Source organism: Leptolyngbya sp. FACHB-541 (assembly GCF_014695875.1).
Taxonomy (GTDB): domain Bacteria; phylum Cyanobacteriota; class Cyanobacteriia; order Elainellales; family Elainellaceae; genus JAAUTN01.
Genome location: NZ_JACJPC010000055.1, coordinates 1 through 21,257, shown reverse-complemented (window position 1 = coordinate 21,257; position 21,257 = coordinate 1). Strand labels below are relative to the sequence as shown.

Genomic DNA, 21,257 nt, shown 5'->3' with positions numbered 1-21,257 from the left:
GATTGAAGAGAATGACCGCTTGCAGGTTTGGGTCAAAGGACAAGACTGCGATGGGACTTCTTCAAGACAGGCTCCTATAAGGTCACTCTTCCCAAGCCAAACAAGCAATAGATGTATTGCTTCTACCAATCGACAAATCAATACAAAGGCACGAAGCCGGTCAACTTATGGGTCAGATTGGCAGAAGCAATACTCTTCTATCCTCGCAGTCAACTTAATCGGAGAAATTGAAGAATAAGCACGATAATTCTTGGCAAGTTAAAATCACAGGATTATGCGGCAAGCTTTAACCTAACAATCTCTTGCCAATCTTCAATTCGCTGGCGCATCTGTTCACGGTAGCGTTGAGCAGCCAGTTGATGTTGTTTCGGATAGAAGTGGTCTCGAATCGGTCCAAACGCCGCGAGAAATCGTTGTGCTTGTCTGGGTGATTTGAACTTCCGCATCCGCCGCTCTCGTACTCGAGTTGGTTGATGCGAGTTCTCTGCACGAGTTGTTTAATCACTTGTGCTGTTGATGCTCCACGCTCTTGAGTATCAGGTTCTGGACGGCTTTGTAGCTCTTCAATTTGTCCATTACAATCACCCGATGCACAAAGCCTTGCTGCTTGAGGAACTTGCGGAAAAACTGTCTCGCTGCCTTGGTATCTCGATGCTGTTGCATCTAGGTGTAATGAAATCAGTATGCGATCGCCCTTAGCTATCTTCTCCCTCGGTTTTAGGCTGGTCAGAATGTTGTCCTGCATCGAACACAATACAAAAGGTAGCTGCTGGTATCAGACGTTGCAAGGCTCTCAACTGAGTTTCTGCATCACTACGACGACGAAAACGAGCGACAACCAGGGATGTAGGGGATCTCGGTAGGATGGCATGGGAAAGCGATCGATCGCGCTATTGCGTCGCAGCAAGGGTATAATTCCGAAGATTGCTTCAAAAAACCACACGAGCAACACAACAAATTCAAGGCGATGGTATTGCAGGCTTTCCCAGGCTGATCCTGCTGGGTTCGATCGTAGGCAGGCCACTTACAGCTCAATTCACTCATCCCACGTCCTCTCACGTAATAGAAGATCCAGCTTTCCCAGTTCTCCTTTCTCCAGCTCAACTTAAATTCTTCAACCTGCTGTCTAAAGTGAGGGTTATTTCAATGACTTAACCTTGAGCAGTAAACTGTTTCCAAGCAGATAGATTTGATGTTCCAGAAAGTGCCTGGGTAAGTAGATCTGCCAAGTGCTCTGCTTTTGAGTGATTAGACTGGTTATAGTCACAGATGTGGATATCGATCGTAATTTTGCCGTGTTCAGGCCAGAAATGTAGCGCAACGTGAGATTCTGCCAACAGGACGGCAGCAGAGACCCCATGAGGGGTGAAGGTGAAGGAGGTTTCACCGACAATGGTGAGTTCTGCTTCCTGAACGGCTGTTCTAAGCAGGTTAATAAACTCTGATTCTGTCCAGCTGTAGACCGTTTGGATGACTGGAAGAATAGCGGCAAAGTGGTGAGAGGTGAGGAGAAGAGATTGCATCATGATGGAAGTCAGACCTCATAAATCCGTTGTCCATCACCTCCTAGGATAGTCAAACTCCTGGGGTCAATCATCCGTCCAACAGAGACTTCAACGTCTCCACTCCAGTTCTCAATACAAAGGATATGATTGCCGTTACTGGAATAGTCAAAATATTGACACTGCTCTGCCTGATTCAGCGTTGCACCTTCTCGGTGCATTTGAGCGGTTCCGCGTTCGTCGAGATAATAAGTCATTTCTCCAAAACGGATTTGCTCAGGGGGATAATCCGGAATATTGAGTGCTTGAGTTGTTTCTAACCAGGCAACTTTAACCTGATCATCCTCTTCAATCGAGAGCCAACGGATTTCTTCGTTGTCTTGCAGTAAATACTCAATCCATCTGTAGTTGTGGCTTGTATAGATGAGTTTGTCTTCTACAACCCAGTCTTGGTCTAGATACTGGACGATATCCCCAATTCTGAGGGTGAGAACATTAGGGAAATTAGCAGACAGCGATCGGCGACGTTTTACAGGAAGACTGAGTTGGGAGCGGTACACAACAATTAGGGTTGCAGTGATAACAATAGCAATGATGCTAATCCAGATAAAGGTCAACATGGGATTAGTAATAAGTTTTCCAGTGAGCGTCCGTTTGGTATCGCACTAATACAGGATCTCCCAGGCGGTTCACCTTAACGTTCCCAAGCACAATGTCCTTTGGTAGATCGAACAGATGCTGTAGCAGGGCAGGGGTAAGAAACTTTGTAGGAACCTGTAGGTTCAGAGTTTCCGGTTGGATGGGGGTGCGCGCAGCTAATACAAATCCCCAGGGTCCAAAGCTGGGCACGTCAACAGTGTAGGGATGAACCGATAGCCCAACAGAATCTAGAGTTGTGACGATGCAAGCGAAGGCTTTGGGCGCAAAGAAGGGACTAGAGGCTTGCGTGACGAAGATACCATCTAGAGCCAAGCGTGGCAGTAACCGCTGATAAAAGCCTTGCGCGTATAGTTTGGCAATAATGTCGCGGTCAGGATCTGGAAAGTCGGCAATGATAACATCGAATGTGTCAGTTAAACTAGGAACTGTGACAAAGGCATCAGCGTGTTTGACCTCGACGCGCGGGTCTTGAAAAGCATTAACGTTAGCGTTGGCTAGAAAAGGATGCTGCTGTGCGAGTTTGACTATGGCAGGGTCTAGGTCGATCAGAACGACTCGTTTCACCTCTTTCCACTTCAAGACTTCGCGCAGGGCTAGCCCATCTCCTGCACCCATCAGCAGTACCTGTTCACGGTTGTTGTTGGCACTTATAGCTGGATGAACTAGTGCTTCGTGATATCTGTATTCGTCGAGACTGGAAAACTGTAGGTCACCGTCTAAATAAAGTCTTAAGTCTTTTGCTTGACGAGTTAATACAATGCGCTGGTATTGAGTTTGAATGCGGCTGATGATTGGAGCCCTGTAGAGGTTGTTCTCTAGTCGATTGCTTACGGCTACCGTGAATGGAGCGAAGGTGCAAAGACCAAGGCACAGAGCAATCCCCCATCGCTTCCATTGACGTAAGGATGGAAAATTGTAGCTGAGAATTACAACCATTGCCGCTGGAAATATACCGACAACGGCAGCCGAAGGGAATAGCCCAATGGTTGGCAGCAAAATGACCGGCAGCAGTAATGAGCCTGCGAGTGCGCCAAGGTAATCTAGTGCCAAGACCCCAGAAAGGGCATCTCGAACTCCCGTTTGTTGTTCAAGTAGCCGTGTAAGGACGGGAACTTCGAGACCTGCCAGCGTTCCCAAGATTAAGGTGACGAGGGTTAGCCCAATCCAGACGGGTCCATTAACTACAAACAGAGTGAATAGAGCCAACGGAAGTAGAGCGCTGAGAGGAGCTATCCAGAGTTCGATCTTGATAAACGTGGATAGAAGCGACACTTGCTCTGTGTGTGGATTTGCCGTAGTAGGGACAATGAATCGGCTGAGATAAGAGCCAATGCCCATTGCTGCTAAAAATCCGCCTACGGCGACTCCATAAGAGAGAGCTTGATTTCCGACTAAATAACTGGTTAAAGTGCCCAGTAGTAGCTCGATCGCCAATCCGCAGCTAGAAGAGACGGCTGTGGCCGCGAGAAGGATATATTGCTGGTGGCGTTTGAGCGTAAAGGGGGGAGGGTTGAACTGTTGCATGGAACAGAAAATTCCTTATTTGCCGTCTCCTGGTCCACCGCCAACAAATTCCCCGTAGCTGGCTCGATCGGGAGCAGGTACCCAAGTCTGGTTATAGTAATAGCCTGATAGGTTGGTATTGTAGCGGGACCAGTACATTGTCTGCTCTTCTTGCCTTAGATTTAAGGCAGAGATTTGAGTGCAACCTGCGAAGAGTGTTACTCCTGCAATAAGACAGGCAGCGATCGCAAAAACGGGGTAAATCATGATCTGGAGGTGATGAGGTTAAACTTCTTTACTACGGAGCCGCAAGGACAGCGCGGTCAAGCTGCCTGTTCCAAACAGACCAGCCCAGAAGAAACGACTGTCAACGGCTCCATTGGTCACGGAGACTATAAATGATACTGGTTCTTCTACGTCTTGTCCCATTGGGTCGGTATGGTCAAGAACTTGAACGCTGATTGTTAGAGTTTCATCTTGATTCGATTTGATGTCTAACCCGGCGTTTAGATCTGTTTCTGACCAATATTCTCCATCTTCGTAGCCAGATTCTGACCCAGCATCCTTTATGGCACTAGCGACAAGATTACCTTGAGCGTCTCGAACTTGCACTTCGTAGGAAACCCAACGATTTTGGGCAGGGGCAGCAGTGATGTTGATTCGAAGTGCGCCAATTGCAGCAGGTTGGATTTGGATAGGCTGGAGTGCTGCGGAGTCTTCGGGTGCAATAGTGAGGGTTTGGGTTGCCAGATTGGTTTCAATAAGGGGACTACAGACGAGTGCGGCCAGCATCACTACTGTCGCAACTCCGCTCAAGCAGATCCAGAGACCGGATTGGCTAGACCCGTTGGGTTGCCAAGATGTCATGAAAATTGGAGTGAGTGTGAAGAATGGGTTTAGGCTATTCAATATAATAGAGGCAATTAAAAGCAGTTCAGAACTTGCTTCGTCTATCTTATTTAGATACAAACGTGATAAGTTTGATTTCTTAAAAATTGGAGACACTTTGCATGTTGATAACAGTAGAAAGAGTCGCTGCAACAGTTGGATGGGCTTTGATCGGAGTACTTCTATTGTATGCAGCTATCCGATTGTTTGATGCCGTGGATCCAATTAACTATCAAACGGAAATTCGACAGGGGAATATTGCTGCTGGGGTAGTTGTGGCAGCACTGATCATAGCAACAGCTGCCATTATCATTTCAGTCATTGTTACTTAACGGGATGTGGGTAGAAGTATCTATACCCCACTTCAAGCAGATGCTAACGATCGCGATCGGAGAAAGGATCGTTTTCAAAATTGACATTATTACGTCCAAAATTTTCAATTTAATGACGCTGCGATCGCTGCAGTCCTCCAAAAACTGTTAGTGGCTTGGACATTGCTGAAGAGTGCGCTCTATCAGTTGATTCCCCTATGAGTACCAATAGAACTCTGCTTAAATGGTAAACGCTTTACCCGTGCCCCATTCTCGAATCTGCGATTCTCGAACTCTGCAACCTTCACCTTGAGGACTGGTTTGCAAAATCCGTTTATGCTCCCAATCGATCGTCAACTCCGAGGCTGACCAAAGGGCAGTGCCTTCGCGCCAAGGAATCGTCGATCGCTGAATTTCCCAGGGAACTCGACCCGATCGACACAAGCCTAACGAGATTTCGCAACCCACATAATCCTGCTGTTCCTGGAGGGTGGTTGAAGTCATTAGAAAATCACTTAAAGTCTCGGCAGCGGGCAGGGTAACCGAACGGTTGTGGCTGTAGATGACATAATCTCCGGCGATGACTAACCCGGCTTGCCACGTCAAAACCGAGCCAGAGGTATCGTCTGGTGCTAATACAAGTGCCGTGAAGTCTCCATCTCCATCGTCAACCTTGTGCCATTCCTCCCGATACACCTGATCCACACCCTCCTCAATCAAGATGTTGTTTTGCCAGTAGAGCAAGCCAATATCTCGAACGGATTGTGGGGGTTGGTAATCGATGTATCTCACCCACTGACACTGCCCCTGCTCAAACTGAGTGATACCCGCAAATCCCTGCTGCCTGGATAAAGCAACAATCTCGGCTTGTGTAAGGGATGAGAAACTTGCCTGCCTTAGGTCAGGGCGATCGAAGGGAAGCCGGAGATCGGCAAAGCAAGAGGAGGTTTGCAGGTAAAAGACTTGGGTTTGAGTGTCACGCTGCCCATCTGGAGTTTCGATCGACAGCCGCCTCCACAGCCCTCTCAGCCAATCAGGAACAGTACTTGCTATCATTTGAGTTGCGGTTCGTCATGCAGAATAATGTTGATCCTAAACTAGGTTTCAAGCTTCAACAGCTTTCGACTTAAGGCACCCCCAATCAATTTTTTGAGGTGCTCCAATAGTTAAAAATCCAGTTCATGAAGTGTCTCTTCTTCATTCAATTGATCTACTTCAATTGATTAATGTGGGAAAGTCTAATCCTTGCCTGGCAAGATTGCAATCTTCAACCCTGTATTTCATTTCCTGGTGAGGTTGTTCTCACCCAGAAATGAAACGTTCAAAACAAAACATCTAGTATGATTCGTTCTATTCAATCGGCTCTTTTATTGAGTGTGTTGGCGATCGCCCCATTAGAAAACATCCTCAATCCTGCTTATTCTGCTTTCGCTCAAACCCCAGCAGTTGCAGCGACCTGTGATGCCAACGTGCCATTGCAAAATCAACTAGGAATGATAGAAGAGCAGGCTCGTTCTGCCCTTGAGCAATCTAATCAAGCAGAGGCGCTACAATCCTTACAAGAAGCATTGGCGATCGCCGTTCAGCTACAAAATACACGCCTTCAAACTGAATTGTTACAGCGATGGTTATTAGATAATAATGAAGGCTATCCCACCACACGATGGCAGCGATTAACCCAAAACATTGATCAGCAAGACCAATCGGCTCAACTTCAAACCATCCTGGGACAGTTTTTGCAAATCGCAAATCGCATCACGACATCCCATAGCTTCATCAAAACTCGCTCATTAGCAGCGATCGCCCGTCACTACGCTGCTTTAGAACCCAGCCAAACTCAGCAATCGGTGCAAGCGCTAGAGCAAGCCCGTCAGGCAGCCAGATTCATTCGGGGCGAAGTGTTTACCGCAAATGCCTTGATTGATGTTGCAGAGTCATACGCACTGATAGACGACACCACATCCGCACAGACCGTTCTCACGCAGGTAGAGCAAGCCGTTCAGCAGATTCCACCAAATACATCTGAGCCGCTTAAGTTAGTCATCATTCAACGGATGGCAACTACCTACGCTCAAATTGGTGACTTCACCACTGCCCGACAAATTGCCGACCGCTTGCCCGCTCAATCCGAGATCCAGTCATTCGCCTTACAGGGAATTGTTGAAGGATACATTGCCGCTGGCGACTTGCCCCAAGCAGAAGCATTAGCGCAATCCATTTCTGCGATCACTCACCGAATTCGGGCATTTGAGAAACTGGCGATCGCTTATCACAACACCAATCACCCTGCTAAAGCCGAGCAATGGATAAGCCAGGCAAGACAATTGGCAGAACCGTCAACCAGTTTGCCCAATCCAGAATTTACACTTAGAAATTTAGTTGAAACCTATCTGCAATTAGGACAACGCGACGAAGCCTTGCAACTAGCACAAACATCTTTAACGTCATCGCGGCAAGAGGTAACCAAATCCGTGATACTTGCTTTTAGCCAGGCAGGGCAGAACGACGTAGTTGAATCGTGGCTGTCCGAACAGCTGAGCTATATTGAGACATTTCCCGACGCCTGGGAACAAAGCCTTTACTTAGGAGATCTGTTTCAAGTGGCGATCGCCACTCAGCAGTTTGAGTGGATTGGCAAAGAATGGAGCCGCATTGCTGCGATCAACTACGGTCCTCAAGATCAGCAAATGGTCGAAATTGCAAGCGCCTATGCTGCTAGTGGTCAACACATTGAGGCGGCTGAATGGGCACAACAACTTCCCCTTGCCAATCGCCCTGTTTTGCGGGTTCGACTATTAACCGCGATCGCCCTCAAAGCACATCAGGCAGGCGAAACCAGTTGGGCAAATGATTTGCTACAGCAGACCTTGCAAAGTGTAGACTCTCTCACCACAACCTATCAGCGCCAATTTCCCGAAGATTTAACGCAAGGTCCTTTGGTTAAGCCCAGCGCCCTCACTGCCATTGCAGTTGTGTATTCTCAAACTGGGCAAACCGACCTGATGCGCCCACTCTTACAACAGGTCAGCCAATTGGATCAGTCCATCACTAATCCGACGTTTGGTGGTCCTGTTGATCAGCCCTTTTCTGTATTCATGGACGCGAAGCAATATGTAGGGGCTTTACAACTCGCGCAAGCCACTGCCGAGTCAGAAGTGCGTCAGTCGCGCTTACAAACGAGTGCAACAGCTCTATTGCAGCAAGACCGCTTTGACTTAGCACTACCTGTCGTCGATCAACTCACTCAGGCAAACGGTAAAACTCAACTGTTGCTGGCGATCGCTCAACGCTATAGCGATTTGCAGCAGGTTGATGCAGCCCTCCCCATTCTTGATCGAGCATTCCAAGTTGCTCAAACCATTCCCGGTGAAGAATCAGAAGTCGATCGTTTTGGAACAGATGGCTTAACGGTTATCGATAGAACCAACGATCGGGGTAGCTTGTTAGAAGCGATCGCGTTGCAATATGCTCAACTGGGTCAGGGCGATCGGGCGCGTCAGGTTGTCAATCGACTTCAGGAAGCTCGTTTGCGAGAACAGGTCATGCAATCTATTCAGTGTGTGCTACGGAGTTAGGATTGTACAACTGTAGCTACAGCAGCAGAATAACTTATGGGTAAGCCATAACGTAGGGGTCGTTCGCGAACGACCCCTACAGGAATTTGTGGTTTATCCAAGTGGAAATGGCTGTAAGTTTTGGAAGGGGTGTACATTAGACCTCCGCCAATAGCAATCCTAAATGACTGATGAAAGTAGTTGCCCTAAAGACGACCACTTTCATCAGTCATTTTCATGAATTGAATCGGGCTGCTATGGCTGACAATTATGATGTTGTGGTGAGAACAAAAGCCGTAATCGCTGGAGACCTTTGTGTTCAATGTTGACCGACTTAAAACTACAGCAGCGCTTCAACTTGGAGAGGTTTATGGCATTCTGGCGATCGAGGTGATTCTTGCGGTTCTGATCGGTCTCGGATTGACAGCGACCGGGCTGGATGGTGCAGCCTGGATTCTAGGCGGAATTGCTGCGGGGGCGATCGCGTTTCCGAGTTACCGGATGCTCGGCGTTGACCCACTCCAGCCCAATCGCAACGCAAGAAAAGCCGGACAGCTACTCGTGGGTTTGACGATCGGACTATCACTGCAACATAACAATCTCAATATTTTACCCAGTCAATTTTTGATTTTTCTGGGATTACCCTTATTTTTGATGCTGTCGGGTGCAGCGATCGGTTGGGTTTATTCTCGACTTGAGAAAATCGATTTACTAAGTGGATTGTTAGCAACAACGCCTGGAAATATTGGCGTAATGGCAAGTATTGCAGCAGACTATAGCAAGAATACCGCGTTAGTTTCGCTGGTTCAATTAACGCGATTCACAACAGTTATTTTTGTCATTCCAATCATTGCGAATGCTGCCGTCCCTCGTTCAACTCACAATGCGGTTGCCGCTGTCATTCAAAAAGTTGTTGCAGTTTCCTGGTTCGATTTGTGCATTGCCTGTTTGCTCTTTGCAATCACACTTGTAGTGGTTTATTTGGGCAACAAACTCAAGATTCCGATGGCGGCTTTTTTGTGTGCGATTGCCGTTGGGCTTCTATTTGACGCATTCCTGCTCGTGTCTCCGATATCCATTGATTTTCAGCTACCTGCTCTTTTCAACCTCATTGGTCAAATCTTGTTGGGCGTAACAATCGGTGAGTATTGGGGACTCAATCCAAAACTGAGCTTTGCAACCATTATTCGGTCTCTGCTGCCTGTCGTGTTGATGGTGATCACCGCATTCCTCGCAGCCTTGCTGATTCAATGCTTGACTGGATGGGATTGGCTGACTTGTGTACTCGTCACGGCTCCAGGTGGCTCACCGGAGATGATTTGGATTGCACTCACATTACATCAAGATACTGATGTGGTGACGGCAGCTCATGTGATTCGCCTGCTCACCATCAATCTTTCCTTGCCGCTCTTGTTGGCGTTAGTTCCGGCGATCGCCACCGAAGCACGTCAACCAGAGTAGTGTTTGTTTTTCTCATGACTATTTCATGGGAGTAATGGTTTGTGAAGATTTTCGCCTGACGGGCAGAGACTTTCACAAACTATTTAGGTTGCTTTGGAAACCTTGCTGAGACGGATATAATTGGCGGGATAACTCATGGTACCTATTGCAAGGGAGTTCTATGATTGCGCTCGCTGGAATCACAGCCCAAAGCAAAATCTATGAGAGTTCAACATCTCTGGTCTACCGAGGTGTTAGAGAAGATGGTCAGGCTCATTGTGCAGATACCGCAAGGGTCGTCATCAAACTGCTCAAGCAAGATTATCCTTCTCCCCAGGCATTAACCCGCTACAGACAGGAATATGCGATTACCCGGTCTTTGGATGTAGAAGGCGTAATCAAAGCCTACAGCCAACAAGACTATCAGCGCACGCTCGTCATTCTTCTAGAAGATTTTGGGGGGGACTCCCTGGAGTATTGGATACAGCAGCGCCCAGAGGCTTTCTGCCCCATGTCTGTATCTGATTTTCTGCCTCTTGCTGTCAAGTTGAGTGAAATTTTAGGCAGAATTCATGCTGCTAACATCATCCACAAGGATATTAATCCTAGCAATATCGTTCTTAATCCAAATACGGGCGTTGTCAAAATCATTGACTTCGGGATTGCAACTCAATTCAGCCGCACCAATCCCACGTTCAAAAGCCCGCATGTATTGGAAGGCACCCTCGCTTATCTTTCTCCAGAACAGACCGGGCGGATGAATCGAGCGATTGATTACCGTACCGATTTTTACTCCCTCGGAGCGACATTCTACGAATTACTCACCGGACAAGTACCGTTTCCAACAACAGATGTCCTTGAACTCGTCCATTGTCATCTTGCTAAACCTCCTATCCCCCCGTGTGAATTGAATGTTAAGCTTCCCAAGCCAGTTTCAGACATTATCTTGAAGCTGATGGCGAAGAATGCAGAGGATCGCTATCAAAGTGCTTGGGGCATCAAAGCAGATTTAGAGCATTGTGCTGATCCACTAGAAACAAGGGGTCAAATTAGTTTCTTGCAACTGGGTCTGCAAGATGTTTCCGATCAATTTCAGATTCCACAAAAACTGTATGGTCGGGAGGAGGAAATCTCAGAGTTATTAGAGGCGTTTGAGAGAGTAGCGGGGGAAGGTGGGAAAGACAGAGAGGAGCAAGACAACAGTTCTCCCTTATCCTCCCTCCCTCTCTCATCCTCCCGTCTCCCTCAAATGATGCTAGTCACTGGCTATTCCGGTGTTGGCAAATCAGCCTTGGTGCAGGAACTTTATAAACCTATTACAGCAAAGCGTGGCTATTTTATCTCTGGTAAGTTTGACCAGTTGCAGCGCAACATCCCCTACAGTGCAATTGTGGATGCCTTACGAAAACTGGTGCAGCAACTGCTGAGTGAACCGGATCAGCAAGTGCAACAGTGGCGATCGCGCCTTTTAGAAGCGTTAGAGAGTAACGGGCAACTCATCATTGATGTCATCCCTGAAGTTGAGTTAATTATTGGCAAACAGCCACCCGTACCGGAAGTTGGGACAGCGGAAGCGCAAAATCGCTTTAACCGAGTCTTTCAGCAGTTCATTCGAGTGTTTTGTGCTCAAGATCATCCATTGGTCATCTTCCTGGATGATTTGCAGTGGATTGACTCCGCCACCCTAAAGTTAATCGAACTGATGCTGCTCGATGAGCAAACCCAAGCGCTATTTCTGATCGGAGCCTATCGAAACAATGAAGTCACTGCAACCCATCCACTAGCGCTGTCATTGGAAAACTTGCGAAAGCAAGGAATAGTGCCTCAAGACATTGTTCTAACCCCCCTCACACTAAAACCACTGAATCAGCTCATTGCCGAGACGCTACATCAATGTGCTGACACGGTTGCTTCCCTGGCTGAGTTAGTGCTGCACAAAACCGAAGGCAATCCCTTCTTTGTGAGCGAATTTTTGCGATCGCTGTACAGTGAAAATCTCTTGAGCTTTAATCCTGAACAACGAACTTGGCAGTGGAACGTTGCTCAGATTGAAGCTCAGAATATTACTGATAATGTAGTGGAGCTGCTGCTGAGCAAGTTGAGAAAACTGCCCGAAAACACTCAGCAGTTGCTTCAATTAGCCGCCTGCATCGGGGCTGAGTTTGATTTGGAGACGTTAACGATTGTATGTGATCAATCGCCTCAAACAGTTTTTCAGGATTTGTTAGCAGCCATCCAAACCGGACTCATCCAACCGCTTTCTGAGTTGGACGAGAACTTGTTGGTTCAAGAGTATAAGTTTTTGCACGATCGCGTCCAGCAAGCTGCCTATGCTCTCATTGATGAGTCGCAGAAACAAGGGGTGCATCTGCAAATTGGTTGCAATTTGTTGGAAAGGACTTTGTCAGAGCAGCAAGCAGAGCGGTTGTTTGAAATTGTTGACCATCTAAATTATGGAGCCGAGTTAATCACTGAGCAATCTGAACGGAATGAGATTGCCGAACTGAACTTGCAAGCCGGTCAGAAAGCGCTATCAGCAACGGCTTATGAAGCCGCTTTCAAGTATTTCAATGCAGGGCTTCAACTCCTTGAGGTGGAGAGCTGGCAGCATGAGTACAACTTGACCTTGGCGTTGCATTCAGAGGCAGCAGAAGCAGCATACCTCAGTGGTCACTTTAATGAAATGGAGCGGCTTGTAGAAGCAGTGCTCGATCATGCAAAGACGGCACTCGATACAGTGAAAGTTTACGATAGCAGGATTCAAACATGGATGTCGCGGGGAGACCTTAAAGAAGCCGTTAAAACTGGCTTGGAAGTGCTGCAACTCTTGGGAATTCGTTTAGTAGAAGCTCCAAGTCAGTTAGATGTTCAAGCAGGATTAGAGGAAACCGCTTCACAATTGGCTGGGCGGGAAATCGAAGATTTGATTGATTTGCCAGAGATGACTGAACCTGTACCACTGACAGCAATCTACATGTTGTTCAGTACAATGGGTCCGGCTTTTAATGTGGCACCTGCTCTGATGGTGCTGGTTGTGTGCAAGATGGTTAATCTATCGCTTGCCCATGGAAACACTATCTGGTCGATTCTCGGTTATGCGGCCTATGGCATGATCCTATGTGGAGTTGTACAAGACGTTGAGCAGAGCTATAGATTTGGCAAATTATCCTTAAATTTAGCGAAAAGATTAAATAACAAGAGAGTTAACTGCAAAGCATTGCTGATAGTGAATTTCCATATCATTCATTGGAAAGAGCACCTTAAAGAGACATTCCCTAGCTTGGCTGAGGCTTATCAAAGCGGGATAGAAAGTGGAGAGTTTGAATATGCGAGTTATTGTGCATTTAGCCTATGTTATTGCCCCTTTCTTGCAGGACAGGAACTGACAGAACTGGAACAACAAACAGCGATTTATCGTAAAGCCACCAATCAAATTAGACGAGAGAATCCTGCCACTTGGCTGGCAATGTTGCAGCAAACGATCCTGAACTTGCAAGGTCAATCTGAAAATCCAAGCCGCTTGGTGGGTTGTCTTTATGACGAAGAGCAAGCACTGTCATGGGCGATCGCGGTCAAGGATGGAACTGGCGTCCACTACTTTTGTTTAAATAAGCTGATTTTATGCTATCTGTTCGGGGAGTATGAACAAGCTGCAAAAACGGCTACTTTATCAGAACCGTATTTAAGCGCAGCCACAGGATTATTCTCTGTATCTGTATTTCATTTCTATGACTCCCTAATATTCTTGAGCTTGTTGGCAAATGCTTCAACTCTTGAAAAAGAAGCTTGGTTGAATCGCATTAATGCCAACCAGGAGAAGATGCAGAAATGGGCACACCACGCCCCCATGAATTTTTTGCATAAATTTCAGTTAGTTGAGGCAGAGAAAGCGCGAGTGTTAGGTCAGTTGTTTGAGGCAGAGGAGCTTTATGAGCAAGCCATTCAAGGCGCTAAAGAAAACGAGTATCTTCAAGAAGAAGCCTTAGGCTATGAGTTAGCTGCCAAACATTACCTGGCTCGTGGTCGAGAAAGAATTGCTCAGCTCTATATGAAGGAAGCCCATTACTGCTATGAGCGGTGGGGAGCAACTGCAAAAGCCAAAGATTTAGAGACTCGCTATCCACAGTTTTTCCCTCAATCACTAAATGCGGCTCCCACACCCGTTCGCACCACGGCTGGAACGACTTCTAACACCTCACAAGTTGCTTTCGATTTAGCAGTTGCTTTCGACTTAGCAACTTTGATCAGAGCATCCCAAGCCATCTCTCGCGAAATTGAACTGGAGCAGTTGCTTCGTTTGTTGATGCAGATCTTAATTGAGAGTGCTGGCGCACAAATTGGATTCTTAATTCTGGAAGAATCAGGAAAATGGGCGATCGAAGCAAGCTGCGAATTGGCTGAAGGTGAGCAGGTCTGCGCTACACAAGTGCTGCAATCACTTCCAATAGCAGATCAATTACCTGAATCAATGATTCAATATGTAATCCGGACTCATGAGTCAATCATCTTAGATGATGCAACTCGCGAGGGCAATTTCATCAATGATCCCTATATTCAACACCATCAAGTTCAATCAGTCCTGTGTTTGCCATTGCTGAATCAAAGCAATCTTGTTGGTGTGCTGTATCTGGAAAATCGATTAGCCACCGGGGTATTCACAGCAGAGCGATCGCAACTTCTCAATCTACTATCGACCCAAGTAGCCATTGCGATCGAAAATGCCAGACTTTACTCGGAGCTACGCGCGCGCGAAAGTCAGATGACTCAATTTCTAGAAGCAATTCCATTGGGAGTTGCAGTTGTAGATGCGACAGGTCGTCCTTACTACTTCAATCAACAAGCAACTCAGCTAACGGGCAAAGGGGCTGTTCCTTCCGTGACATTGAATCAACTTGCAGAGACTTATCAAGCTTATGTGGCGGGAACAAACCAAAAATATCCAACTGAGAAACTAACATTATCCCGGGCGTTGAAAGGCGAACGCACGAGGACAGATGATTTAGAAATTCACCAGGGCAACACCATCATCCCAGTTGAGATATGGGGAACACCAGTTTTTGACGAACAGGGCAATGTGGTTTATGCAATCGCCACCTTTCAAGACATTACAGAGCGGAAACAAACAGAGCAACTACTAGCCAATTACAACCGCATCTTGGAGCGCGAGGTTACAGAACGAACAGAGGCTTTACAGCAAAGCGAAGCCGCACTGCGCCGTCGAGAAGAGGAAATACGGCTGATCGCTGACGCTCTACCGGCTCTAATCAGCTACGTAAATGCTAATCGGTGCTATCAATTTATCAATCATGCCTATGAAATCTGGTTCAACTGTAGCCGTGATGAAATACTAGGCAATCCTATTCGTCAACTTCTCGGTGAGGCGGTTTATCAACGGGTTGAGCCGTATGTTAATCAGGTGTTTGAAGGAAAGACGGTCAACTTTGAGGCAGAAGTCCCTTTTCCGTTTGGTAAACGGTACATTAGCGCGACTTTGATTCCTGATTTTGATGCCAACGCTCAGGTGAGAGGATTCTACAGTCTCATCATAGACATTAGCGATCGCAGACGTGCTGAAAAAGCCTCAATTCTGGAAGAACGCAACCGCATGGCGCGAGAAATTCACGATTCGTTAGCGCAGGCTTTTACAGGCATCTTGCTCCATATCGGATCTACAACACAAATGTTGGAAGATGATTCGGGCTCTGCTCAGATATATCTGGAAAGACTGGAAAAAATCGATGAATTAGCTCGAACCGGACTTGCTGAAGCTCGTCGTTCAGTGGTAGCACTCCGTCCCCAACTGTTAGAAGAGGGTACTTTACAGAGTGCTCTGCATCGCCTCGTGACTCAAATGCAGTCAACGACTAACACCACGTTGATCTACGAAAGCAAGGGTGTAATTTACCCTCTACTGACCGACGTGGAAAATCACTTATTACGGATTGCACAGGAAGCATTAACAAACGCTATCAAATACGCCAAGGCTAATAAAATTTTGGTTGAGCTGGTGTACGACGATGCTCAATGTCTTTTGCGTGTCAAAGATAATGGGCTGGGCTTTGGGCTGGGTAGTATTTCATCACCTAGTGGCTTTGGTTTACTGGGAATGAGTGAGCGAGCAGAACGGATTGGCGCACACCTGTCAATCCAAAGCCAACCTGGGCAGGGGACAGAAATTGTGGTGATCATTAGGGTGTAGGGTGTGGAGGTATTGTCAACTTAACCTGTAGAGAAGGGACAGAAAAGCGATTAAACAACCCGTGCAAGAGAACTCGCATCAACCAATTCGAGTACGAGAGCAGCGGATGCGGAAGTTTAAAGTCACCCGGACAAGCACAACGATCTCCCACGGCGTTTGGACCAATTCGAGATCACTTCCAGTCGAAACAACATCAACTGACTGCTGGTCGCGACCGTGAACAGATTGCAACAAATCTTCGCCACCAGTTACACTATTGGCAAAACAATCCGTATGGTTGTCTCTTTGCGAGGAATACTTTCTATCTCAAGTTCTCCCCCATGTAACTCAACCATACGCTTGGCAATAATTAGCCCTAATCCAGTTCCTTCTTGCTCTTGCAGCTTACGTTCAAATTGTGTATAAGCGCCAATGCTAGCAACTTGTTCTGCTGTCATTCCCCGCCCTTTGTCAGTGATATATACAACTACAGTATCTCTGCTCAAGAGGCTAACAATACGAACAGGTGTTCCGGGTTGAGAAAACTTGAAAGCATTATCAATTAACTCTCTAATAATCTTCTTGAGTTTAATTTCAGAAACTTGAACGGTTGCATCCTGAAGCTCTAGCTGCAAATCAGCTTGTCTATCAACATATTGAGCTGCTTGAGTTGCCAAATCTACAACTAAGGACTTGACTGACTGAGTAGAACCTGTTCGCAAAGCTTTAACCCGTTCTGGATCTGCTGACGCTAATTCTAATTGAGCATAAAGCAAAAAGTTTTGAATTAGCCTGTGCAGCTGTTGGGAAGAAGAATGAATCGTTTCTGCAATATCAAGAATGTCATCAGACTCCATTAGATTGCATTCATTAACCAGTACTCTAGAAGAATTAACGATCGCGCTGAGCGGTGTATTCAACTCGGCAGGAAGCGCAAAAGCAATGTTATCTCGTAGGTCGGTGAGCTTCTCCTGAACTTTTCTATCAACTGCCTCTTGCTTATCCAACCGAGTGGAAACAGCTCTCAACAGTTCAAACCGCTGAAATGGTTTAGCTAGATAATCATCTGCTCCTAACTCCATTCCTTCTCGTAGGCTGGAGTAATCTGCTTTTGCAGTCAGAAAAATAAACGGAGTTGTTGCCATAGCTGCATTCTTCCGCAGCTCAGCTAAAACACCATAACCGTCTAATTCAGGCATCATTACATCACAGATAATTAAATCAGGATAATGTTCTTGAGCTAGCTGTACTCCGACTCGCCCATTTTCCGCACCAATGCTGTAGAAATCTTCAGCTTCAAGAATGTCAAGAATGACATTTCGAAGTGCATTTTCGTCTTCAATCACCAAAATCTTCTTCATCTGTTTCATTCCTTAGTTGAACACATTATTTTGAGTTGGAAGAATAACAGTAAATGTTGTGCCAACTCCAACCGTGCTAGTAGCCGAGATGCGACCTTTATGCAGCTCTACGGACCGTTTGACGATAGATAGCCCTAGTCCTGTCCCAGAAATATTGCCTACGTTAGTTGCCCGATGGAATGACTCAAACAAGTGCTCTTGATCAGCTAGCGGGATTCCAATTCCACTATCTTGAACTTGGAATATTACTGCGTCTTGTTCATAGATGAGCCTAAAATCAATTTGGCTTCTGTTGGGTGAGTACTTAATAGCATTTGAGAGTAGATTGATGAAAATCTGTTTTAGCAATCTCTCATCCATGTAAGCTTGAGTACGCGGACCCTGAACAGTAAAGCTTAGCTGATGATTTTTGCCAATGCTCAGCTGCATATCTTCCGTTAATTCACGGCAAAACTTTTCTAAATCTAAAGGAGTTGGCTTAAACTCAAGCTTTCCTGCTTCTGCACACCCCAGCACCAAAACGCCATCAACGAGTTCACGCAGGTGATGGACTGCAGATTGAATGCTGTTAAGATAGGTGAGTTTCTTTTCCTCAGACCATTTATGGCTGTAATACTCTAATGATTCAGCTGACGCAAGAATAGTAGTGAGTGGAGTACGAAACTCATGTGACACGGTATTAACGAAACGAGATTTGAGTTCATTTAACTCTTTCTCTTTAGTTAATGCTTTACGAATCTCACGTTCCACCTGTTTTCGTTCAGTGATATCCCGAGTAATACCACGGTAACCTTGAAACTGACCTTGTTGGTCAAATACGGGCGCACCGCTGCTCTCACAAACGATAGGGTGTCCGTCTTTATGAATTAACGTTTCTTCTAGTTGTGTGAAGGGCTGCTGTTGAGCAGCAGAGTAACCAAATACTGTCGCATAGCGTTTCGCCTCATCAGGTAGCATGAGATGCTCTAGCGTCTTGCCCAGCAGAGAATCAGGCTTATGTCCCAAAATTTCTTTTACCTTTGGGCTGACGTAAGTGAAAATAGCTTTGGCATCCACTTCCCACACCCAGTCGTTCGTCTGTTCGACTAGGCTACGAAATTGTTCTCTGCTCTGCCATAGCGTATTTTCTGTCTGCGTGCGTTTGACTGTTAAACGGGTTACAGCAGCTAGGTTCCGTCGTGTCTTAAGTTGAGAAACGACTTGACGCCCTAATGCTCGCAAGGCGTTTATTTGCTCTGCACTGAGTTCCCTGGGTTGTCGGTCTACAACGCAGATACTTCCTAGAGCATGACCCTTGGATGTAATTAAAGGACAACCAGCATAAAACCGAATGTGATGTTCTGATGTAACTAATGGATTGGCAGCAAACCGCTCATCTAATAGAAGATTTGGAACTACTAATACATCAGTTTGTAGAATTGTATGGTTGCAAAATGATATGTTGCGCGGTGTTTCTGATATGTCTACACCCACTTTTGATTTAAACCACTGGCGCTCTGTGTCAAGTAGGGTTATGAGTGCAATAGGAGTTTGGCAGATGTGTGCAGCTAGACGAGTGAGGTCATCAAATAATTGTTCGGGTTCAGTATCCAAAATTTGATGCTGGTAGAGATCGTTAAGTCTATCCAGTTCATTAGTTGGCAGAGGAATCTGCATCAAATACTCCATATCCTAATCATGGTTGACAAACAGAAATACTTACTACTTACAGGTTGAGTATGAACAGTACTTGCCGCTCCTTAAAGCAAAAAATTGCTAAAACCTCGTTAAAGGTGTAGTTTGCAGCTATCAATCAGAAAATTGTCTTGAGTATTTGTTCTTCATGACTTTCATAGATTTTTCCATCTTGATAAGCGGATTTAAAGTTGCGGTAAAGCGACCTTCGTTCTCAAGGATGCCCATTTGGTTACTCTTCTCAACACGTAGGGTTGTGTCACCGATGATGGGTTAAGACTTTGAGCACCACAAGAGACATTTGTCAGCGGGATTGGAGCGATAATATGATCTTGAAAAGACCAGCGCAGGGAGTTGGCAAGGAGGACAGTGTCTCTCAATCCAGGTTTTGTCGTCCTGCTTTCGGGAACATTGAGGGCAAAGAGTTCAAAAAGTGAAACGCGATCGCCATTGGGCAAGGATGAGGCTAGATTAGTCTACAAGCCAACAGAAGTTCAAATGAACTAGCTGAATGGACAGACTCTATTCAAGGTGGGTTGATTTGAGTTTCTGTTTGTCTGATTGCGTCATTTCATGAAAAGGATCATTCCATGAATAAGCTATTGACGATCGCTGCTTCTTTTGTTTTGAGCCTGATTGCTGGATTAAATGCTGCCCTGATGGCAAAAGAACAAAGCCCAAACTTTAAAGTTCAGTTTGATTCTAGTCAACTTCAGCCAGTTACTCTATCGGAGTTGCCATTAGATCCCCAACCTGATCTTCAAACAGAACAGTCCACTACACCCAATCCTCCTTCGCCTTGTCTTGCCTGCGGAATGGGTTAGTCGAATGGATTGAAGGATCGCTGCACATCACTTATGTTTAAGCGGAAGCAAAACTTGCCCTGGGTGGGTCTGTCTTTGATGGCAGACTCCCATTTCCTTACAGCCACTCGCCCTCTCTTTGAGCAGGGAGAGGTTGAAGTGTTGGAATGGAGTTTTGATGCAGGCTGGGAAGACACAATTCCTTTCTGGGCAAGTGAACTGATTGATTTTTATAGCCAGCGCGATCGCCTATTGGGTCATGGTGTGACCTATTCCTTGCTGTCGGCAGAGTGGAGCGATCGCCAAATGCACTGGTTAAAGCAGTTTCAGGCAGAATGCTCACGGCATCGCTATGTCCACATTTCAGAGCATTTTGGCTGGATGTCGGCAGGCAATTTTGCTCGAAGCGCACCGCTGCCCATGCCCTATACGCCGGATGCAGTGAGCCTGGGTCGCGATCGCCTCCAGCGATTAGCTGATGCTGCCAAAGTCCCCGTTGGGCTTGAAAATTTAGCGTTTGCGTTTGGACAAAAAGATGTTGCAGATCAGGGAAAATTCATTACTGAATTACTGGAACCTGTAGATGGGTTCTTGCTTCTAGATTTGCACAATCTTTTTTGCCAAATTCACAACTTTCAGCTATCAATTCCTGAACTCCTGGCAAGCTACCCACTCGCTCGCGTGCGAGAATTGCATCTTTCCGGTGGTTCTTGGAGCCGAACAACTCCTGATTCAAATCTGGTACGACGAGATACACATGATGGGGCGGTTCCCGAAGCTGTGTTTGATCTGCTAGCGATCGCTCTGAAGCAATGCACTAATGTCAAAGCTGTGATTCTTGAGAGACTGGGGCATACCCTCAACAGTGAACCAGAGATTGAGCAGTTTCGCCAGGACTTCAATCGAATTAAACAAATTGTCAAGCGCTGCGGCTGATGGAGGGCTCATGGAAACTCATCAAGATTTATTAGCTTTTCAAGTTGCATTGCTGGAAGCACTGAATGCTCACTACCCGATAGACCACCCAACCAATGAGATTTTGTCTCGGTTAAAAGCTGATCCTCAACTGGCATCCTTTGAAGTTTATCTCAACACCTTTGAAGATCGTATGGTTGAAGTGGCAGCAGAGCTTGTGAAGAAGTGGGGGCAACGGCTTGAGACATCTGAAAATTGATGAGTCAGAGCAGAATAGAGTGGGTTTAATGCGGCAAGGATGAGCGAACAGTGAGAGTGAGCTTTTGTGTTCATTAGACCTCTTGCATGAATCAAGAGAAGAGCTGAAAGTAGATTAGCCCTACTGAAATGAATGACTCATGCTCTACCAGCAAATCCAAACCCTGAACCCAGTTGTTTTTCGCCGGGCATGTGGAGTGAAGCGAGAAA

Annotated in this window: 18 protein-coding genes; 8 read left to right on the top strand and 10 right to left on the bottom strand. The window is 46.3% G+C overall.

The features are described from left to right. Window positions 1–238, top strand: a 238-nt coding sequence (locus H6G00_RS34980; RefSeq protein ID WP_206757009.1) for a hypothetical protein, incomplete at its 5' end; no start/stop codon positions are given. A gap of 34 nt (window positions 239–272) precedes the next feature. Here H6G00_RS34980 and H6G00_RS35315 read toward each other — a convergent pair. The 7 genes from H6G00_RS35315 to H6G00_RS12105 all read right to left on the bottom strand — a co-directional run bounded on the left by H6G00_RS35315 (window position 273) and on the right by H6G00_RS12105 (window position 4,532). Beyond that, window positions 273–446: a hypothetical protein gene (locus tag H6G00_RS35315; RefSeq protein WP_242042243.1), complete on the bottom strand. Its 174-nt coding sequence runs from the start codon at window positions 444–446 to the stop codon at window positions 273–275. A 55-nt stretch (window positions 447–501) separates the two neighbouring features. Continuing rightward, window positions 502–663, bottom strand: coding sequence for a DDE-type integrase/transposase/recombinase (locus tag H6G00_RS35310; protein ID WP_242042242.1), 162 nt, complete (start codon window positions 661–663; stop codon window positions 502–504). 488 nt (window positions 664–1,151) lie between these two features. After that, window positions 1,152–1,526, bottom strand: coding sequence for an S-adenosylmethionine decarboxylase (locus H6G00_RS12125; RefSeq protein WP_199313648.1), 375 nt, complete (start codon window positions 1,524–1,526; stop codon window positions 1,152–1,154). Window positions 1,527–1,534: 8 nt separating this feature from the next. After that, a complete protein-coding gene (locus H6G00_RS12120; RefSeq protein WP_199318444.1) occupies window positions 1,535–2,122 on the bottom strand; it encodes a DUF4178 domain-containing protein in 588 nt (195 codons plus the stop codon). Between the two features lie 4 nt (window positions 2,123–2,126). Then, window positions 2,127–3,686, bottom strand: coding sequence for a polyamine aminopropyltransferase (locus H6G00_RS12115; RefSeq protein WP_190796916.1), 1,560 nt, complete (start codon window positions 3,684–3,686; stop codon window positions 2,127–2,129). 15 nt (window positions 3,687–3,701) lie between these two features. Next, on the bottom strand, window positions 3,702–3,932 hold the full coding sequence (locus H6G00_RS12110) for a hypothetical protein (protein WP_190646925.1): 231 nt from the start codon (window positions 3,930–3,932) through the stop codon (window positions 3,702–3,704). An 18-nt stretch (window positions 3,933–3,950) separates the two neighbouring features. Next, complete coding sequence (locus H6G00_RS12105; RefSeq protein WP_190796915.1) at window positions 3,951–4,532, bottom strand: hypothetical protein; 582 nt, start codon at window positions 4,530–4,532, stop codon at window positions 3,951–3,953. A gap of 143 nt (window positions 4,533–4,675) precedes the next feature. Between H6G00_RS12105 and H6G00_RS12100 the strand changes: the two genes are divergently transcribed. Then, complete coding sequence (locus H6G00_RS12100; RefSeq protein ID WP_190646923.1) at window positions 4,676–4,885, top strand: DUF350 domain-containing protein; 210 nt, start codon at window positions 4,676–4,678, stop codon at window positions 4,883–4,885. A 219-nt stretch (window positions 4,886–5,104) separates the two neighbouring features. On the opposite strand, the gene H6G00_RS12095 is transcribed toward H6G00_RS12100, so the two are convergent. Continuing rightward, complete coding sequence (locus tag H6G00_RS12095; RefSeq protein WP_190796914.1) at window positions 5,105–5,920, bottom strand: hypothetical protein; 816 nt, start codon at window positions 5,918–5,920, stop codon at window positions 5,105–5,107. 284 nt (window positions 5,921–6,204) lie between these two features. Between H6G00_RS12095 and H6G00_RS12090 the strand changes: the two genes are divergently transcribed. The 3 genes from H6G00_RS12090 (at window position 6,205) to H6G00_RS12080 (ending at window position 16,057) form a co-directional block, all read left to right on the top strand. Then, window positions 6,205–8,439, top strand: coding sequence for a tetratricopeptide repeat protein (locus H6G00_RS12090; RefSeq protein WP_190796913.1), 2,235 nt, complete (start codon window positions 6,205–6,207; stop codon window positions 8,437–8,439). Between the two features lie 294 nt (window positions 8,440–8,733). After that, on the top strand, window positions 8,734–9,879 hold the full coding sequence (locus tag H6G00_RS12085; protein ID WP_190796912.1) for an AbrB family transcriptional regulator: 1,146 nt from the start codon (window positions 8,734–8,736) through the stop codon (window positions 9,877–9,879). Window positions 9,880–10,039: 160 nt separating this feature from the next. Continuing rightward, window positions 10,040–16,057: an AAA family ATPase gene (locus tag H6G00_RS12080; RefSeq protein ID WP_190796911.1), complete on the top strand. Its 6,018-nt coding sequence runs from the start codon at window positions 10,040–10,042 to the stop codon at window positions 16,055–16,057. Window positions 16,058–16,305: 248 nt separating this feature from the next. Here the strand turns inward: H6G00_RS12080 and H6G00_RS12075 are convergent, their stop codons facing one another. Continuing rightward, window positions 16,306–17,397 carry a response regulator gene (locus tag H6G00_RS12075; protein ID WP_190796910.1) on the bottom strand — a complete coding sequence of 364 codons (1,092 nt, stop codon included), beginning with the start codon at window positions 17,395–17,397 and terminating at the stop codon, window positions 16,306–16,308. A 12-nt stretch (window positions 17,398–17,409) separates the two neighbouring features. Continuing rightward, window positions 17,410–19,053: an ATP-binding protein gene (locus tag H6G00_RS12070; RefSeq protein WP_190796909.1), complete on the bottom strand. Its 1,644-nt coding sequence runs from the start codon at window positions 19,051–19,053 to the stop codon at window positions 17,410–17,412. Between the two features lie 608 nt (window positions 19,054–19,661). Between H6G00_RS12070 and H6G00_RS12065 the strand changes: the two genes are divergently transcribed. The 3 genes from H6G00_RS12065 to H6G00_RS12055 are packed head-to-tail and all read left to right on the top strand — an operon-like array spanning window position 19,662 to window position 21,048. Further along, window positions 19,662–19,895 carry a hypothetical protein gene (locus H6G00_RS12065; RefSeq protein ID WP_190645959.1) on the top strand — a complete coding sequence of 78 codons (234 nt, stop codon included), beginning with the start codon at window positions 19,662–19,664 and terminating at the stop codon, window positions 19,893–19,895. 33 nt (window positions 19,896–19,928) lie between these two features. Then, entirely contained in the window at window positions 19,929–20,810 is an 882-nt protein-coding gene (locus tag H6G00_RS12060; protein WP_190796908.1) for a DUF692 family multinuclear iron-containing protein, read from the top strand. A 10-nt stretch (window positions 20,811–20,820) separates the two neighbouring features. Next, the gene (locus tag H6G00_RS12055; protein WP_190796907.1) at window positions 20,821–21,048 is read left to right on the top strand and encodes a hypothetical protein; all 228 of its coding nucleotides are present in this window, start codon (window positions 20,821–20,823) and stop codon (window positions 21,046–21,048) included. The last annotated feature ends 209 nt before the right edge of the window (window positions 21,049–21,257 follow it).

Bases quoted from the DNA above. Each gene is read 5' to 3' on its own strand.
- H6G00_RS12065 (WP_190645959.1), top strand. From the start codon at position 19,662: ATGAATAAGCTATTGACGATCGCTGCTTCTTTTGTTTTGAGCCTGATT.
- H6G00_RS12120 (WP_199318444.1), bottom strand. From the start codon at position 2,122: ATGTTGACCTTTATCTGGATTAGCATCATTGCTATTGTTATCACTGCA.
- H6G00_RS12110 (WP_190646925.1), bottom strand. From the start codon at position 3,932: ATGATTTACCCCGTTTTTGCGATCGCTGCCTGTCTTATTGCAGGAGTA.
- H6G00_RS12125 (WP_199313648.1), bottom strand. From the start codon at position 1,526: ATGATGCAATCTCTTCTCCTCACCTCTCACCACTTTGCCGCTATTCTT.
- H6G00_RS35315 (WP_242042243.1), bottom strand. From the start codon at position 446: ATGCGGAAGTTCAAATCACCCAGACAAGCACAACGATTTCTCGCGGCG.
- H6G00_RS12100 (WP_190646923.1), top strand. From the start codon at position 4,676: ATGTTGATAACAGTAGAAAGAGTCGCTGCAACAGTTGGATGGGCTTTG.
- H6G00_RS12105 (WP_190796915.1), bottom strand. From the start codon at position 4,532: ATGACATCTTGGCAACCCAACGGGTCTAGCCAATCCGGTCTCTGGATC.
- H6G00_RS12095 (WP_190796914.1), bottom strand. From the start codon at position 5,920: ATGATAGCAAGTACTGTTCCTGATTGGCTGAGAGGGCTGTGGAGGCGG.
- H6G00_RS12070 (WP_190796909.1), bottom strand. From the start codon at position 19,053: ATGCAGATTCCTCTGCCAACTAATGAACTGGATAGACTTAACGATCTC.
- H6G00_RS35310 (WP_242042242.1), bottom strand. From the start codon at position 663: ATGCAACAGCATCGAGATACCAAGGCAGCGAGACAGTTTTTCCGCAAG.
- H6G00_RS12055 (WP_190796907.1), top strand. From the start codon at position 20,821: ATGGAAACTCATCAAGATTTATTAGCTTTTCAAGTTGCATTGCTGGAA.
- H6G00_RS12090 (WP_190796913.1), top strand. From the start codon at position 6,205: ATGATTCGTTCTATTCAATCGGCTCTTTTATTGAGTGTGTTGGCGATC.
- H6G00_RS12080 (WP_190796911.1), top strand. From the start codon at position 10,040: ATGATTGCGCTCGCTGGAATCACAGCCCAAAGCAAAATCTATGAGAGT.
- H6G00_RS12075 (WP_190796910.1), bottom strand. From the start codon at position 17,397: ATGAAGAAGATTTTGGTGATTGAAGACGAAAATGCACTTCGAAATGTC.
- H6G00_RS12115 (WP_190796916.1), bottom strand. From the start codon at position 3,686: ATGCAACAGTTCAACCCTCCCCCCTTTACGCTCAAACGCCACCAGCAA.
- H6G00_RS12060 (WP_190796908.1), top strand. From the start codon at position 19,929: ATGTTTAAGCGGAAGCAAAACTTGCCCTGGGTGGGTCTGTCTTTGATG.